We start from the raw sequence: 15,719 nt of genomic DNA on the forward strand, positions 1-15,719 counted from the left end.
CAATATAACCACAATGTAACTGTGTCATTTAGACAACCTACCACCATAAACAAAAGACACTTTGCAGTCAAAATGACACTATATTCAATCTATCAACAAGATTTAAAGGATTGTTAGCCGTTAGCGTTGTTGGTAAGGTATCAAAAAATAACAAGAAAATGAGTTCTAGTGAACGCAGTAGTTTTTGACAATGTCGATAAATGGTTTGGTGAATTCCAAGCACTCAACGCTATCAACCTGAGCGTTAAACAGGGTGAAATCGTCGTTATTTGCGGGCCGTCTGGTTCTGGAAAATCGACGCTCATTCGCTGCGTTAACGGGCTAGAACAGCACGATTGTGGTGCTATTACCGTTCTTGGCCACCCCAATAACGCCAAGGATATTGCTCCTGGACAAGTCGGAATGGTGTTTCAGCATTTTAATCTTTTCCCGCATCTGACCGTACTTGAAAACCTTACATTAGCGCCTATTCGCACGCTCAAATTATCAAAAGCCGCCGCAAATGAACGCGGGCTAGAAATGCTTGCTCGAGTTAAAATAGCCGAACAAGCACACAAGTACCCCTCTCAGCTTTCTGGAGGACAGCAGCAACGCGTTGCAATCGCTCGTTCTCTATGCATGAAGCCCACCATATTATTGTTTGACGAACCCACTTCCGCGCTCGATCCTGAAATGATTAGTGAAGTACTCAACGTGATGATCGAGCTTGCTGAAGAAGGCATGACGATGCTGTGTGTCACGCATGAAATGGGATTTGCTAAACGGGTCGCCGACAAAGTGGTCTTTATGGATGAAGGTCGTATTATCGAATCAGCGTCACCGAGCACTATCTTTGACGCCCCCGCCCATCCTCGTACTAAAGCATTTTTAGATAAGATCCTTAACCATTGATGACATCAAAAGCCGTAACTCAATCAGCCCTGGTAAAGATACTTAAACCAGTCGCTTCAGCAACATTGCAGATAGCTATTATTATCTGTGGCCTAATATGGCTACTAGATAGTGGTGCCCAAAACATGGGATACCGATGGCAATGGGAGCGAGTACCTGATTACCTTGCCTTTTATGAAGATGGCACATGGTGGCCTGCTGAGCTACTTGATGGTTTGTTAGTGACCATACAAATTAGTGCTGTCGCACTTATCTTCACCCTCATCTTTGGTTTGGTCACCGCTCTGCTCAAACGTTCAGACTCAGTAGTGGGGCGAGGCATTGCGCACGGTTACGTTGAGGGAATTCGAAACACCCCTCTACTCGTACAAATTTACCTCCTATACTTCGTTTTCGGTCCAATCATTGGGCTCGATCGCTTCTCGACCGCTGTTCTCGCTCTCGCTCTATTTCAGGGGGCGTACACAGCGGAGATACTCCGAGCGGGATTGATGAGTATTCCAAAGGGTCAACAAGAAGCGTGTAAGAGCGTCGGGCTGTCACCCTTCTTCACCTATTACGATGTGATATTGCCTCAAGTTGTGCGCCGTACCCTGCCACCTCTCACCAATGAGGTTGTTTCACTCATTAAAAACTCTTCTATTGTTAGTGTTATGGCGATTTTTGACCTCACTACCGAAGGGCGAAATATCGTTGCGGAAACGGCAATGCCTTTTGAAATATGGTTTACCGTTGCGGCAATATATCTAGTATTAACGCTCTCGCTATCGGCTGTTTCAGCTTGGCTAGAGCATAGACTAAACACCGAAAAACAGACCTAACCTCATTTGTACTCAAGGAGCCACACGATGAAAAGGACATTAACGACAATAACCAAGGCGGCCACCGTTTTACTTTTGGGGCTAAGCGCTTCCATTGGTGCTTATGCCAGCGACACACCCAATCTCGATAAGATTAATGAACGAGGTACCTTACGCGTCGGTATGTCTACCTTCGTTCCATGGGCGATGCGTGATAAGCAAGGCGATCTAGTCGGCTTTGAAATCGACGTAGCAAAACGATTAGCGGCAGACTCAGGCTGGAAAGTTGAGTTTGTACCCACAGCATGGGACGGAATCATTCCAGCGCTACTATCGCAAAAGTTTGATGTCATCATAGGCGGGCTATCCATCACGCCTGAGCGTTCCAAAAGTGTACTCTTCACGCAACCATACTCTCACTCGGGTGTTCAAATTGCGGCAAGTAAAAAGCTTGCTGGCGATTTTTCAACCATTGAAGACTTTAACTCACGACGCATTAAAATTGCAGCCCGTAGAGGTGCCCATACGGTACAAGTCGCTCGCGAGACCTTTCCAAAAGCGAAAGTACTCCAATTTGATGACGACGCACAAGCGTTCCAAGAAGTCCTCAATGGCAATGCTCATGCTGTTATTGCCTCTAGCCCAAAACCTGAACATGAAGCGGTGAAACACTCAGACGCTCTGTTTATCCCGTTTGACGATCGTCTCTCTAAAGGTAATGAAGCGTTTGCTGTGCGTTTAGGCGAAGATGATAAAACAGCATTTTTTGACCAATGGATCCAAGCACGTACAGATGATGGTTGGTTAAAAGAACGCTACGAGTACTGGTTTTCTACCCTCGACTGGCAAAACCAAGTTGCAAGTGGACAATAAATAATGAGCAAACCCAACGCACTTGCAACCAAGTCTCGCCAACCACGCGTATTACGTTGGCGCCTAAACATGCTCGATGTTGTCTTGTTAACTCTCGTGGCGATGTTGGCTGTGTGGCTTGGTTATCGCTCATCTATTGGTATCCACTACCAGTGGCGCTGGAGCGAAGCATTCGCGTTGGTTTTCACTCCAAGGGCAGATGGCAGTCTGCCCTATTTTGTTCAAGGTATTCTTTCAACACTTCGACTTAGTCTATGGGGAATGCTGCTAGCCTTATCTTTGGGTACATTTCTCGGGCTAGCCAAACACTCAGCGATTAAAGCATTGGCGATCCCTGCTAATTTATTCATTCAGTTAGTCAGGAATATACCGCCACTCGTATTCATCTTTATTTTTTACTTTTTTGTTTCGAACCAATTGATTCCACTGCTTGGACTAACCGCCATTCTTAGAGAACATTCAGGGGCTATCAATGGCATTCAATCTTTTCTATTTGGTCCTAGTGCCTTATGGGAGAATTTACTGTCTGGGGTGATTTGCATTGGGCTACTGTCATCGGCGTACGTAGCGGAGATCGTTCGTTCCGGGTTGGCGGCAATACCAAAAGGACAATGGGAAGCAGGCAAGACGTTGGGGTTATCGACTTGGAGTCAATATAAACAGGTTATTGCCCCGCAAGTCCTAACCATGATCAGTGCAGCGCTCGCAGGACAGGCTATTTCTTTAGTAAAAGACACCTCGATTGTTTCTTTAATCTCAATCCAAGAAATGACATTTGTTGGCACCGAAATCGCTAACTCTTCCGGTCTGATCTTCGAAATTTGGCTGATCGTTGGCTTGTGTTACTTTATTTTATGCTTGTCACTTTCACTACTCTTTAAACGCCTTGAATCATCTCACCGTCCCCTAACATAAAGGACGGCAGACTTTGAGAGCGTTACTGAGTCTTAATTATTGAGATTGACTTTCATACCTATCATTGACTTTCATTCCTATCATTAAATAGGCAAATAGTGATCCACAAGCAGAATAACAAACAATACCATTAAGTGAATAATTGAGAACTTAAAGGTGTCCATCGCTGTTTTGTCATCCGCTGCGTATTTTAATTTCCACGCATAATAAATAAAGCCAGCACTTAAAGCTGTTGAGCCGATGAGATAGAGCAGCCCGGTCATTCCCACCAGCGCTGGCATCAGACACACTAACGCCAATAAAATGGTATAGAGCAAAATGGAGGTTTTCGTGTACTCGACGCCATGGGTCACAGGTAACATTGGAATGTCCGCTTTCGCATAATCGTCCTTTCTGTGAATCGCCAGCGCCCAAAAGTGAGGCGGTGTCCAAATAAAGATGATCATGACCAATAACCAAGCATTGGCATGAAGTTCGCCGGTAACCGCAGTCCAACCAAGCAGTGGCGGCATCGCCCCCGCAATCCCTGCAATAACAATGTTTTGCGGCGTCGCTCGTTTCAGGTACAAGGTATACACCACCGCATAACCCAATAAACTAGCAAAGGTAAGCCATGCCGTTAGCCAATTGACGGTTGCGGCTAGAATGACAAAACCCGCCACTCCAATCCCTGAGGCAAACACCGACACTTTAAATACACTCAAATCACCCGACGGTAATGGACGTTTATGGGTACGAGCCATAATCCCATCAATTCGACGGTCAATCAGATGGTTAAACGCCGCTGCGGAACCTGCCATCAATGCAATCCCAGCCAATCCCATGATCGTTTGCTGTAAAGGTAATGACCCTGGAACCGCCAAGCACATCCCAACTAGCGCGGTCAGGATCATGAGCGCCACGACTTTAGGTTTGGTAAGCGTGAGATAAACTCTCCAGTCAGATTGGTGAGTTGTAGCAACTTTAACTGTTGCGCTACGCGAAGAAGGAATAAGCGAAACACCACCAGCCTGCGTGGAAGCCGCCGCTGGGGCTACTGTCACTGAGGAGCCAGCCGCTGAGGTACCAGCCACTGAGGATACTGCCGTTACTTTATTCATAGAGAACTCTCCTTATCTCCAGAAGCTTGCGCATGTGGGATCTCATCATAGGATTCGATAACACTAAACGTAGGCTTGCTATGCGTCGTCACCCGCACAGTGCGAATGACGTAATTCGTGTGAATCAACGTTAATAAAAGCAACGCTGCTCCAAGGTTATGAAGCACAGCAACACCCAATGGCAAATGAAACACGACATTGCTTACACCAAGTAATAATTGCACCACTAACATCGTGGCTAATGCTCTACCTAAACGCTTAAAGGCATTGTGTGGCTGGCGTATTAACTGAAGAATAAGCACACCCACTACAACCGTAACCAGCATTGCGCCTATACGATGCGTAACATGAATCGTCATGCGTGCGGCATAATCTAAAATCCCAAACTCATAGCTTTCTACCCCTAAATGTGCGGGGGTAAACGCGGTAATAAAGTCCAAGGATTCAAACCAACGCCCTTCACATATCGGTAAGCTTGTGCAAACTACGGCTGCGTAATTGGAGGATGTCCACCCGCCAAGCATAATTTGTATGATGGTGACGACGAGTGCAGCTGCAGCTAGATATTTAAGTGTTTTGGGCAACTCTGGTGCAGACGCTTGTCTGGAAAGTGACGTAGGCTCTGGCACGTGACTCGGCGGAATCACTTTTGGTAGGAAAGGCCTGCGTGGTGGTGACACCGACACATCGCTGTTGCCTATTTGCCTATCAACTTCCACACTAGGTCGCAACCTTAGATAACTAAAAAACAGCAATGAGAACATGGTAAAGCCACCCAGTAAGTGCCCCATTACGACAATCGGCATGAGTTTCAATGTTACCGTCCACATACCCAGAGCTGCTTGAAAAACGATAACAACCGACAAAGACAAAGGTAACAACCAGCCAAGTTTGTGACGTTCTTTAGCAATGCCAACCACGGTGATCATAAACACCAGCAACCCCAAACCGCCCGCTAGGTAACGATGTATCATTTCAAGCCATGCTTTGTCTTGCTCCACTGCCCTTTCTGGATAAAGCGTGTTAGCCACTTGCACCGCTACTTTATCCGTAGGCACCATCAACTGACCATAACAACCTGGCCAGTCTGGACAACCAAGCCCCGCATCTGCCAAACGCGTATAAGCCCCCATCGCAATGACAATCACAGTCAGCACTAAACTTAATCTGATTAAATGAATCAACTTCATAGCGACTCCTTGTTATCTCATTTTCTGCATCCAAGTAGCGAAACGTCAGCGCTAATGCCAATAAACCCTGAATTCAGTCACGCCATGTTTCACCCGACACGCGACAGCTTAAGTAACTTTCGAAAATCCGTTAGCAATCCTTTACTGTGTGACGCCTCATTCTCAGCGTTTGACGCTTCAAAAGACATAACGAGCTGCCCTAATGTATCAACGATCACATACCCTTCTTCTGGAACCACGCTTACAAACTGGGGATTAACCTCTATCAACATCACCGAGTCAGGCAATTCAGGCAACGTTTGACCGGGTAACACATAAACCACAGGCGTCACTCGCTCTTGGTGACGTCCCAACGCAATATACGTCTGTCCCAAGACATATAAACGATTCTGACACTCGACTTGGCAGACGCTAGGAAGTACATAACCAAGTTGCCAGGTGTCGCGTTGTAAAGGGTTATTTAAGCCAAGATCTTCAAAGGTCATTCTTGGCTCAACAAGTACTCCGTGGTTTGTCACACCAGATTGATACCAATGATTAGACAAAATAGTTTTGGCGAAAATAAAAGGCAGGGTAAAGAACAAAATAAGCACAAGCAAAGTCAGCCGACCTTTCCATTGAGCACGACGATTGGGCCCCGCTTTATCATGCTTTCCTAACGAGCGTGAGGGATTTTTATATTGGTGCTGTAACGTATTCTCTTTGCTCATAACGCCTCCTTGCGCGATGACTTAAACATTCTTCTTACGACAACAAGCATGATTAATGCAAACACCACCGCCATAGAAAACCATTGCATTGAATAACCAAAATGCTTGTTCGAATTCATCGATATCGGCTTCCAAGGGTGCACATTACCCGTTGATCCATCGGTGGGCTGGATGACCCAACTAAGCAAAGGTTGTGACAACCACTCAGCTAAATCAGCTAAATTTAAATTTTGAATCCTATGGTAGGTATAGACGCCTGCCTTAACTTCTTGCAACGTAGACAATGTTTCTAAATACAGCATGTTTCCTAATGGATTGGGTTGCTTTTGATACAAGCGCCCCCTTACTTTCTTATTACCAGTAAAGGGAGAAACAAAAGGCAGTACATCTCGACTGCCCACCACCGGAGCGAAACCTAATTCAATCAGAATACGACGGCCCACAGAATCTCGCATGAGCTGGTACACCAAATAGCCGACTTTGCCATCAACTGTCTGATTATCTAAATAAAATAAAATTGGTTCAGGTTGCAAGTTTGCGAGTACAGGAAAACCAAGAAAAGCGTAATAGTCATATTGGGGATCATCCGTGTTCCCGGTGGCAGCCGCTGTAGGGATGTCCAGCTCTGAGAGTTGCGCAGGCAGTTGCTGAGCGCGCTCTACAAGCATGGATTCAATATCTTGTTTTTCTACCCCACGCTCCCATTGCCAGAAACCCAATTTGACCAATAACGAAAACACGACCACAGTTAAAATCAACGCTGCCCAAAACCAACCTGACAGCATACTAGGAGCCCCTATGTTGACCCCGTTAGTATTTAAAGTTGTTTTAGTACTGCTGCTACTCTTCATTATTTTCAATTTAGCCCTTGCTCTGATTCGAATGGTAAAAGACGACACAACCTCTGGAAAACCGATGAGCTACTACCTTGGACGACGCGTAATTTTCTCTGCTATAGTGGTTATTTTGCTAATTATTGCCCTCAAAAGCGGTATTTTAGTCCCCAATGTCAGACCTTATTAGAATCTCAGCCATCGGCTCTTCAATCGTTCGTTCGACCGTTTCAAATCCTAATCCTTGTAAGCTGGCCTTCTACAACACATACACGAAGACAAACAAACATAACCACACCACATCGACAAAATGCCAATACCAACTACCCGCTTGGAAAGCAAAATGATTCTTGGGAGTGAAGTGGTCTTTAGCAATTCGAAATAGCAATACGATTAAAAAGATGGTTCCCAAGCAGACATGTAAGCCGTGAAATCCCGTGAGCATGAAGAAAGTATTCCCATACACGCCCGATTGCAGCGTCAATCCCATATCTTGATAGGCATGCGCGTACTCTACGGTTTGAAAATAGAGAAAGAACACCGCCAATACGATAGTAATTTCCAGCCACACAATAAGGGCAGTACGTTTGTTTTTTTCTAAACTGACATGAGCCATGTGTAAGGTAATGGAAGACAACAGCAGGAGAACGGTGTTTTTGAGCGGTAAACCTTGCCAAGGCATCGCTTCTGTTTCCGTTCCACCAGGCGTCAGAGTCAACGGCCACATAGCTTCAAATGCTGGCCATAATACTTCATGGGTCATCACATTGTTGTCCGCACCACCGAGCCATGGCACAGAAATCATTCGCGCGTAAAACAGTGCACCGAAAAAAGCGCCAAAGAACATCACTTCTGAAAAAATAAACCAACTCATCCCTTGCTTGAATGAGCGAGTAATTTGTTCGGAGTAGAGGCCTGATAAAGACTCGGTCACGACGTTACTAAACCAACCTGACAGCATATAAAGTAAAATAACGAAGCCTAGCGCCAAGATCACATTACCAATGACGCTCCCTGCCCCTCCAGCCTCTAAATGTTGCACAGTTAAGCCCGCACCTACGGCCACTAAGAAAAGCGCTATGGCGCCAACAATGGGCCAGCTACTTTGCGCTGGAACGTAATAAGATTGAGGTTTACTCATTGCTTAACTCCCTGTTTAGTGCGCTTTTACGGCCTGTACTGCTTTGAGTAACATCAACGATCTCCTGCGAATTAACGCTATTTGAGTCACTATTGCTGGCACTATTGGTAATGTTGGTTGTGTTAGTACTATCGGTTCTGTTAGTACTATTGGTCGTATTAGTAACATTGGTCGTTTTAGTAATGTTAAAAAGCGTGTATGACAAAGTCAGAGTATGTATCGACTCAGGCACATCAGGCTCTATGTAAAAAATGAGCGGCATTTCTGCCTGAGCGTTTGCTTCTAGTGGCTGTTGATTAAAGCAAAAACACTCTATTTTATTAAAGTACGCCGCTCCCGTCCCAGGAGAGACCGAAGGAACTGCCTGTCCTACTAATGATTGTGTTGCGTTATTTGTTGCGATATAAGCAGTTTGTATAACCTGACCTGGATGGACATCCATAGAAACCTTTTCAGGCGTAAACGCCCAAGGCATATCTGGGTTGATATGTGACATAAACTCAATACGAACGGTTCTTGATGTATCGACCTGCATACCAACTGGCTGCACCACAGATACACTGTTCGTCTTGCCGTTGATGCCCAATACATCGCACATCACGTCATACAAAGGGACAAGTGCAAACCCAAATCCAAACATGCCAAGTACCGCAGCACATAGGATGGCTATCAGTTTTTTATTGGACGACTTAGGTTTACCTTCGATCAAGATACCCGCCTATTAATCGATACGTGGTGGCGTAGAGAATGTGTGATGCGGTGCTGGGCTGGGCACTGTCCACTCTAGGCCTTCAGCTCGTTCCCATGGTTTCGCTTGCGCTTTCTCACCACCGCGAATGCACTTAATCACCAACCATAAGAAAATAAGTTGAGATAGACCAAAGGCAAAGCCTCCGATGGACACTATCTGGTTCACATCGGCAAACTGAATGGCGTAATCAGGGATCCGTCTTGGCATACCTGCTAACCCTAAGAAATGCATAGGAAAAAACAACACATTAACGGAGATAACCGAACACCAAAAATGCCACAAGCTCAACCTATGGTCATACATGTGTCCCGTCCATTTAGGTAACCAATAATATGCTGCAGCCATAATCGAGAAGACAGCCCCAGTGACGAGAACATAATGGAAATGCGCCACCACAAAGTATGTATCATGATACTGAAAGTCCGCAGGCACGATCGCTAGCATCAGCCCCGAAAAGCCACCAATGGTAAACAAGATAATAAAAGCAATGGCAAACAGCATTGGCGTTTCAAAGGTCAGCGCCCCACGCCACATCGTTGCGACCCAGTTAAAGACTTTGACTCCTGTAGGAACCGCGATCAGCATGGTGCAATACATAAAGAACAGCTCGGCAAACACGGGCATTCCTGTGGTAAACATATGATGCGCCCACACTAAAAAGGACAGTAAAGCAATACTGCATGTGGCATAAACCATAGAGTGGTAGCCGAATAACTTCTTGCCACTAAATGCAGGCACAATGGCGGAAATGATGCCAAATGATGGCAAAATCATAATGTAAACTTCTGGATGCCCAAAGAACCAAAAGATGTGTTGGAACATCACAGGATCACCGCCACCAGCCGCGTCAAAGAAACTGGTTCCGAAGTACTTGTCTGTCAACACCATGGTTACCGCTCCTGCCAGTACCGGCATGACGGCAATCAACAGAAACGCGGTTATTAGCCATGTCCACACAAAAAGCGGCATTTTCATCAACTTCATACCCGGAGCACGCATATTGAAAATAGTCACAATGACGTTGATGGCACCCATGATAGAACTGATACCCATGATGTGGACTGAAAAGACAAACAACGCAGTACTGTCTGGGCCATAGGTTGTGGACAATGGGGCGTAAAATGTCCACCCAAAATCTGGCCCACCACCGGGCATAAACAACGAAGATAGAAGGATAAGGAACGCAAAAGGTAGAATCCAAAAGCTCAAGTTATTCATACGAGGCAGCGCCATATCAGGCGCCCCGATCATCATCGGAATCATCCAGTTTGCGAGTCCAGTAAAGGCGGGCATGACGGCACCAAATACCATCACCAAACCGTGAACCGTTGTCATCTGATTGAAGAAATGCGGATCAATCAACTGCAAACCGGGCTGAAATAACTCTGCGCGAATGACCATCGCCATCGCACCACCCGTCAAAAACATGATGAAACTGAACCAAAGATAGAGAGTACCTATATCTTTATGATTCGTGGAATACACCCAGCGTGCCCAACCCGTTGGTGTCGCGTGATGCTCATCATGTTCACTCTCGTCGTGTAATAGCCCCTCGGAGAGTGCACCACTTTCCGCACGGCTCAATTCAGCATCTGTCGCAGCTGACGATTTTGTTGTTTCCATAGGATCCATCTTCATCACTGCTCCTCGGAGCTAACGGGCTCCATTCCTTGAGTTTTGTACGCATTTACATCTGACGCCTGCACCGTATCACCGGTATCATTGCCCCAAGCATTTCGTTGATAAGTCACGACAGCTGCGATTTCTTTATCGCTAAGCTGATTGGCAAAAGATTGCATCGCTGTACCATTCACACCATCGACAATTTTAGCCAGGTGCACCGATACCTCTCCAGTTGTTGCCACTGCACTCCCCGCTATCGCAGGAAATGCACCCGTAATTCCGCTTCCATTTGCCTGATGACATACGGCACAACGAGCGGTGTATACCTCTTCACCTAACACCATCAGCGTCTCCATTGATAAGGTTGCATCCAACGATTTCGCCGCTTCCTCTTTCGCCAATGCCATTTCTTGTTTTTTGTCACTTAGCCACATGTCGTAATCCTCTTGCGACATCGCATGCACAACAATCGGCATGAATCCATGAGCCTTACCACATAGTTCAGCACATTGCCCTCGATAGACACCTGGCTGATCGATCTTAGTCCATGCTTCATTAATGAAGCCCGGTATCGTGTCTTTTTTGACCGCAAAATCTGGTACCCACCATGAGTGAATCACATCATCTGACGTCATGAGAAAGCGAATCTTTTTATTGATTGGAAGCACAAGCGGGTTATCTACTTCAAGTAAATAATGAGCGCCTTTTTCTTCAATGCCATCGATTTGCTTTTGACTGGTTGCAAGTAGTGAATAGAAACCGACATCTTCGCCAAAATACTCGTAGTGCCATTTCCACTGTGAGCCGGTGATCTTTATCGTGATATCTGACTGAGACGTGTCTTCCATGGCGATTAGCGTTTTAGTCGCGGGAATCGCCATTGCGATGAGGATAATGACAGGAATCACTGTCCACAGAATTTCGACTTTGGTACTTTCGTGGAAGTTGGCGGCGACAGCGCCTTTCGATTTTCGATGTTTGATGATGGAATAAAACATCACACCAAAGACTAAAAATGCGATGGCGCAGCATATGTAGAAGATAAGCATGTGAAGGTCATAGACCTTGTTACTAATGTCCGTCACCCCACGGGTGAGGTTGTAGTTGTTTGATTCAGCACTCACAGGCTGACTGGCGAGCATCGCCGTCATCGCAATCCATGAGCAAACGGGCAGCAATCTTTTCAAAAGATTTCTCCTTTGCCTAGCCACACCTGTCCTGATGTGGTTCCCCTTAAGCATCTACCAAGCACGTCCAAGCAGTGATCAAACTGATTAGGATGGTGATGACGTAATCAAACCCACTTCGTCTTGCCGTTGAAAACCATTTCATCTTTGTACCCGCAATATGCAGGTAACCAGTAAAATAGCCAACGAAAAGAGGATTGAGTTCTAGCACGCTTCACTAAAAATTAGCGAAGCAAGGTGAGCCAAAAGACTCAAACAAACCCAACAGGTAAATACTCAAAGCAAACAACGAACCACTTACTTATTAGGTTTAGTGTCAATCAATATAACGTAAGCATTTGTTATATTTTTGTTAATTAAATGCTAGTTAGAGAAGTCGAGTTCTGCAAGAAGAAAAATAAAAGGCTTGATTTTGTGATGAAGGCTGATTGGATTTTCGAAAAATTTTGACAAATACCAAAATAGAATCTCGATTCGAATTTATCAATCGATGCCCTCAGTAGATTCAATTCCATCGACCGGTACCGTATAAAAAAAGCGCTAGACGAAAAGTCTAGCGCTCTGATAATCGAGTCTAACTTGCAGGGCGAATGGATGTCATTGGCCCTTAGTTATTCGTGATTCGTAATTCGTAATTCGTAATTCGTGATTAAGCTTGAACCGGTCGAAGCATGAACCAATAGGGGAAGTTCTCACTTTTCGATAACACTTTAAAGCCTCTGCGCTCGAACGTCTTCACTACGGTCTCACTTGACGCAACCACATACGTTGCCTTACCCGTTTCATCGGCTTGGTCGGTCACCGTTTTTATCAGCGCGCCCGCTAACCCCTTACCAGCGGCTTTCGGAGAAACACCCAATCCCCATAACCAATAACAATCTTGAAGAGGAGGAACGGCCAACATTTGCTCGCAAACTTCCTTCGCCAATTCAATTTTCGTCGAACCCATCATGCGCGTCACAATCGCAAGCAACTCCATCTTCTGCATAATATCGGCTTCATGTTTACCCGGAGATCGCATGATCACACAGCCTTCATTTTCAGGTGTGGTGTATACCTCACCACCCGCTAGGCCCCACTCTCCAAGTGCCCAACGCCAGTATGAAGCATGCGCAAAGTCGCTAGCTTCATCTTGTCGTAAAGCCGCTTGCATGGCTTCGTTATTTGCGTATGCATCAATAAACATTTCACTCAGTGCTGGCACAGCAGAATAGTCAGCTTTTATAATTTTTAGTTCAGACATATTACTTCCTCAAAATGGATCCAAATGACTAGTCCATCAACTAACGCCAAACACTCATGGCGCCATCACTACCCAAAAGGGTACTTGCTAAAATTAATTGACCGTACTTTCATTTATACGTAATCCTCAATAAAACAGGAGTTGAGCATCTTGTCAATATCAACTACTTAATTGCAATAGAACGCTGAAAGTTCTTACACTGCCACCTAAAGGATAGAGAAATGCGCCCACGGTAAGTATCCAACGCATTGTTTAGCCTAACTTTTCGTTTTCCTCACCGATACCTTAAGAGGATAATCGGGACGTTCCATGTCAGCATCCTTGGCACAACATGAAATTAACACCCTGTTTAGTGTGGATTTTAGTTCTATTTCTCTCTATTCCAGTATATGATTCGCCACCTTTTATGTGACGCAGCACTACTGCCCTATGCCGATAAGTAACACTACCAATCAAGCACTATTTCTTCTTATTATTGCCAACTTACTCGCATCATTTTCCGACGTATCTTTGAAAGTTCTGAATGGAGAAGTGCCAACGTTTCAATACGTTTTTATTAGGCAATTACTAAGCGTACTCTTGCTGCTTCCCTTTTGGCTCAAGCTTCCTACAGCACGTCGCATGCAGGGTGGATGTCGTATCAATTTTTTGCGGGCGCAATTCATTCTCATGGGCAGTGGTTGCGCAATGATTGCCATCACGCATTTAACACTCGCCACCGCCAATGCGATGTTTTATGTCGGTCCTATTCTGATGCTTCCGTTATCTGTCGTGTTACTAAAAGAAAAACCCAATTCAACCAAAATTATCGCCACATTGATTGGCTTTATCGGGGTATTGATCGTACTGCGCCCCGAGCAATTTCATTGGGCAGCCATTGCTGGCTTAGGCAGCGCACTTGCGATGGGTGTGGGCAACATTCTGATCAAACGTCTTCCTGACGATCAGCACATTATCGCCACACTTTTTTGGACTGGATTAATGACTCTCCCACTAGCACTCGCACTTGCTTTGCCTCAATGGGCAGACATCGAGTGGCGACATGTCGGTTGGATCATGGCAATCAACCTATTCGTTCTGGGTTATCACGCATTAGTCGTCATGGCCTATAAGAAAGCCCCAGCTAATCAAATCGCGCTGGCTGAATATTCAGGATTGGTCTTCGTGACCTTGTTTGGGGTAATGTGGTTTGATGAGATACCAGATTTACTGACGCTGCTTGGCATTGGCTTGATTGTCATCCCAATCATGCCCATTCAGTGGCGGAAATGGCTACCTGCCAAGCAACGGCAAACGGTTAAAGAATGAGGTTACTTTAGAGGGTCATCCTCAGGTAAAGCGCTATGAAGCCATAGCGCTAATCGCTTTTTAATATTCTTAAGATCAGACTTGTCGGCAGGAAGTGGCGTTATTTGTTTAACTTCGACTAGAAAAAGGTAAATAGCTTTCGCCTTCATGGCTTGAGTCGTGCCTTGGTTAGATAGTTGATAACCTTGCATTTTTGCAATCTTAGCACCAAGCTCTAATGCTTTTTTGAACAGCTTATCTTCGTTTTCAATCTTCGTTGTTTTTGACATTAAGTCACCATCTTTCATGAATACACTAATTGATAATTATAAATCAAAAACGCCGCGGCTCGCTTTTAAGTCAGTAGCAATTCCGAGACTTAATTGCTTGGTTTTATGAATAAATCGTACAAGAATATGAATCCATCGACTCATAAAACGATAAAATCAAGCGTCTTTCGCGATGTACCACAATACATCAAAGAGCAAGCGGTATTCTCTAACGACGGCAAGGACAACGGCAACGAATAGCGGTTTGGTTTAAACCGCCACCCATTCTATTTCAATCAAGGTGGCATCATGGTGCTTAATACGACCAAGAAAGCGATCCCCTGCCATAATTTCACCAACGCCTTTAGGCGTACCTGTCATGACAATATCACCATCTTCTAAATCCGTGTACGACAATAACTCGGACAAAATCACATCAGGTTTATAGATCATTTGCTTAGTACCACCAAGCTGCATCCGCATGCTATTAATAAATAGTTCGACTTCCAGTTCATTAATATCAATACCGTCCAGTGGCACAAAACGGCTGAATTTAGCAGAGTGGTGAAACGCTTTTGCCCGCTCCCACGGTAGACCTTTTGATTTTAGCTTCGACTGCAGTGCGCGCTTGGTTAAATCTAACCCAAAACCAACCCCATAAAAGCATTGGTTTTTAACTAAAAAACAGATTTCAGCTTCATAATGAAGTGGCTCATCGATAAAAGAAAAAAGTTCTGTCGCAATGCTTGAATTGGGCTTGTTAAAAACCACCATATTCTCTGGCACTTCGTTACCAAGTTCTTCAATATGTTCAACATAATTGCGCCCAACACACAGTATTTTAGATGGGGTGTGCTGCTCATTGTCGACTAAAACTGTTTTCATCATCCTTCCTTAGACATACCG

At 45.1% G+C, this 15,719-nt stretch carries 18 protein-coding genes; 7 read left to right on the top strand and 11 right to left on the bottom strand.

Features of this window, described 5'->3' with window-relative positions:
* Window positions 1-168: 168 nt before the first annotated feature.
* The 4 genes from M9196_RS02980 to M9196_RS02995 are packed head-to-tail and all read left to right on the top strand — an operon-like array spanning window position 169 to window position 3,479.
* Window positions 169-891 carry an amino acid ABC transporter ATP-binding protein gene (locus M9196_RS02980; protein ID WP_250616045.1) on the top strand — a complete coding sequence of 241 codons (723 nt, stop codon included), beginning with the start codon at window positions 169-171 and terminating at the stop codon, window positions 889-891.
* A complete protein-coding gene (locus M9196_RS02985) occupies window positions 891-1,712 on the top strand; it encodes an amino acid ABC transporter permease (protein ID WP_250616270.1) in 822 nt (273 codons plus the stop codon). The genes M9196_RS02980 and M9196_RS02985 overlap by 1 nt, the downstream gene beginning before the upstream one ends.
* Before the next feature lie 27 nt (window positions 1,713-1,739).
* On the top strand, window positions 1,740-2,564 hold the full coding sequence (locus tag M9196_RS02990; RefSeq protein WP_250616046.1) for a transporter substrate-binding domain-containing protein: 825 nt from the start codon (window positions 1,740-1,742) through the stop codon (window positions 2,562-2,564).
* A 3-nt stretch (window positions 2,565-2,567) separates the two neighbouring features.
* Complete coding sequence (locus M9196_RS02995) at window positions 2,568-3,479, top strand: amino acid ABC transporter permease (protein ID WP_250616047.1); 912 nt, start codon at window positions 2,568-2,570, stop codon at window positions 3,477-3,479.
* An 83-nt stretch (window positions 3,480-3,562) separates the two neighbouring features.
* Here the strand turns inward: M9196_RS02995 and cyoE are convergent, their stop codons facing one another.
* The 4 genes from cyoE to M9196_RS03015 form a co-directional block, all read right to left on the bottom strand.
* A complete protein-coding gene (gene cyoE / locus M9196_RS03000) occupies window positions 3,563-4,579 on the bottom strand; it encodes a heme o synthase (RefSeq protein ID WP_250616048.1) in 1,017 nt (338 codons plus the stop codon).
* Complete coding sequence (locus tag M9196_RS03005) at window positions 4,576-5,769, bottom strand: COX15/CtaA family protein (RefSeq protein WP_250616049.1); 1,194 nt, start codon at window positions 5,767-5,769, stop codon at window positions 4,576-4,578. Before M9196_RS03005 ends, cyoE begins: the two co-directional genes overlap by 4 nt.
* 89 nt (window positions 5,770-5,858) lie before the next feature.
* Window positions 5,859-6,479, bottom strand: coding sequence for a hypothetical protein (locus M9196_RS03010; RefSeq protein WP_250616050.1), 621 nt, complete (start codon window positions 6,477-6,479; stop codon window positions 5,859-5,861).
* Window positions 6,476-7,264: an SURF1 family protein gene (locus tag M9196_RS03015; protein ID WP_250616051.1), complete on the bottom strand. Its 789-nt coding sequence runs from the start codon at window positions 7,262-7,264 to the stop codon at window positions 6,476-6,478. The genes M9196_RS03010 and M9196_RS03015 overlap by 4 nt, the downstream gene beginning before the upstream one ends.
* A 13-nt stretch (window positions 7,265-7,277) precedes the next feature.
* Between M9196_RS03015 and M9196_RS03020 the strand changes: the two genes are divergently transcribed.
* Entirely contained in the window at window positions 7,278-7,502 is a 225-nt protein-coding gene (locus M9196_RS03020; RefSeq protein WP_250616052.1) for a DUF2909 domain-containing protein, read from the top strand.
* A gap of 69 nt (window positions 7,503-7,571) precedes the next feature.
* Here M9196_RS03020 and M9196_RS03025 read toward each other — a convergent pair whose 3' ends face one another.
* The 5 genes from M9196_RS03025 to M9196_RS03045 form a co-directional block, all read right to left on the bottom strand.
* Window positions 7,572-8,453 (bottom strand): cytochrome c oxidase subunit 3, encoded by an 882-nt coding sequence (locus tag M9196_RS03025; RefSeq protein WP_250616053.1) that lies wholly within the window; start codon window positions 8,451-8,453, stop codon window positions 7,572-7,574.
* Window positions 8,446-9,093: a cytochrome c oxidase assembly protein gene (locus M9196_RS03030; RefSeq protein WP_250616271.1), complete on the bottom strand. Its 648-nt coding sequence runs from the start codon at window positions 9,091-9,093 to the stop codon at window positions 8,446-8,448. Before M9196_RS03030 ends, M9196_RS03025 begins: the two co-directional genes overlap by 8 nt.
* 81 nt (window positions 9,094-9,174) lie before the next feature.
* A complete protein-coding gene (gene ctaD, locus M9196_RS03035) occupies window positions 9,175-10,842 on the bottom strand; it encodes a cytochrome c oxidase subunit I (RefSeq protein ID WP_250616054.1) in 1,668 nt (555 codons plus the stop codon).
* A complete protein-coding gene (coxB, locus tag M9196_RS03040) occupies window positions 10,842-12,014 on the bottom strand; it encodes a cytochrome c oxidase subunit II (protein ID WP_455152723.1) in 1,173 nt (390 codons plus the stop codon). Before coxB ends, ctaD begins: the two co-directional genes overlap by 1 nt.
* Before the next feature lie 649 nt (window positions 12,015-12,663).
* Entirely contained in the window at window positions 12,664-13,257 is a 594-nt protein-coding gene (locus tag M9196_RS03045; protein ID WP_250616055.1) for a GNAT family N-acetyltransferase, read from the bottom strand.
* Window positions 13,258-13,686: 429 nt separating this feature from the next.
* Between M9196_RS03045 and M9196_RS03050 the strand changes: the two genes are divergently transcribed.
* A complete protein-coding gene (locus tag M9196_RS03050) occupies window positions 13,687-14,565 on the top strand; it encodes a DMT family transporter (protein ID WP_284677071.1) in 879 nt (292 codons plus the stop codon).
* Between the two features lie 2 nt (window positions 14,566-14,567).
* Here the strand turns inward: M9196_RS03050 and M9196_RS03055 are convergent, their stop codons facing one another.
* The gene (locus M9196_RS03055) at window positions 14,568-14,834 is read right to left on the bottom strand and encodes a DUF5062 family protein (protein ID WP_250616056.1); all 267 of its coding nucleotides are present in this window, start codon (window positions 14,832-14,834) and stop codon (window positions 14,568-14,570) included.
* Between the two features lie 105 nt (window positions 14,835-14,939).
* Here M9196_RS03055 and M9196_RS23460 point away from each other — a divergent pair, with 105 nt between their 5' ends.
* Window positions 14,940-15,074, top strand: coding sequence for a hypothetical protein (locus M9196_RS23460; RefSeq protein ID WP_284677072.1), 135 nt, complete (start codon window positions 14,940-14,942; stop codon window positions 15,072-15,074).
* Between the two features lie 9 nt (window positions 15,075-15,083).
* Here the strand turns inward: M9196_RS23460 and M9196_RS03060 are convergent, their stop codons facing one another.
* The gene (locus M9196_RS03060; protein ID WP_250616057.1) at window positions 15,084-15,698 is read right to left on the bottom strand and encodes a fumarylacetoacetate hydrolase family protein; all 615 of its coding nucleotides are present in this window, start codon (window positions 15,696-15,698) and stop codon (window positions 15,084-15,086) included.
* Window positions 15,699-15,719: the final 21 nt, after the last annotated feature.

Origin of the sequence: Vibrio methylphosphonaticus, from assembly GCF_023634655.1 — a bacterium.
Taxonomy (GTDB): domain Bacteria; phylum Pseudomonadota; class Gammaproteobacteria; order Enterobacterales; family Vibrionaceae; genus Vibrio; species Vibrio methylphosphonaticus.

Coding starts and splice junctions, on each gene's coding strand:
- M9196_RS02985 (WP_250616270.1), top strand. CDS start 891: ATGACATCAAAAGCCGTAACTCAATCAGCCCTGGTAAAGATACTTAAA.
- M9196_RS03005 (WP_250616049.1), bottom strand. CDS start 5,769: ATGAAGTTGATTCATTTAATCAGATTAAGTTTAGTGCTGACTGTGATT.
- M9196_RS03020 (WP_250616052.1), top strand. CDS start 7,278: ATGTTGACCCCGTTAGTATTTAAAGTTGTTTTAGTACTGCTGCTACTC.
- M9196_RS03045 (WP_250616055.1), bottom strand. CDS start 13,257: ATGTCTGAACTAAAAATTATAAAAGCTGACTATTCTGCTGTGCCAGCA.
- M9196_RS02995 (WP_250616047.1), top strand. CDS start 2,568: ATGAGCAAACCCAACGCACTTGCAACCAAGTCTCGCCAACCACGCGTA.
- cyoE (WP_250616048.1), bottom strand. CDS start 4,579: ATGAATAAAGTAACGGCAGTATCCTCAGTGGCTGGTACCTCAGCGGCT.
- M9196_RS23460 (WP_284677072.1), top strand. CDS start 14,940: ATGAATAAATCGTACAAGAATATGAATCCATCGACTCATAAAACGATA.
- M9196_RS03030 (WP_250616271.1), bottom strand. CDS start 9,093: ATGTTTGGATTTGGGTTTGCACTTGTCCCTTTGTATGACGTGATGTGC.
- M9196_RS03010 (WP_250616050.1), bottom strand. CDS start 6,479: ATGAGCAAAGAGAATACGTTACAGCACCAATATAAAAATCCCTCACGC.
- M9196_RS03015 (WP_250616051.1), bottom strand. CDS start 7,264: ATGCTGTCAGGTTGGTTTTGGGCAGCGTTGATTTTAACTGTGGTCGTG.
- M9196_RS03050 (WP_284677071.1), top strand. CDS start 13,687: ATGCCGATAAGTAACACTACCAATCAAGCACTATTTCTTCTTATTATT.
- M9196_RS03025 (WP_250616053.1), bottom strand. CDS start 8,453: ATGAGTAAACCTCAATCTTATTACGTTCCAGCGCAAAGTAGCTGGCCC.
- M9196_RS02990 (WP_250616046.1), top strand. CDS start 1,740: ATGAAAAGGACATTAACGACAATAACCAAGGCGGCCACCGTTTTACTT.
- M9196_RS03060 (WP_250616057.1), bottom strand. CDS start 15,698: ATGAAAACAGTTTTAGTCGACAATGAGCAGCACACCCCATCTAAAATA.
- ctaD (WP_250616054.1), bottom strand. CDS start 10,842: ATGAAGATGGATCCTATGGAAACAACAAAATCGTCAGCTGCGACAGAT.
- M9196_RS03055 (WP_250616056.1), bottom strand. CDS start 14,834: ATGTCAAAAACAACGAAGATTGAAAACGAAGATAAGCTGTTCAAAAAA.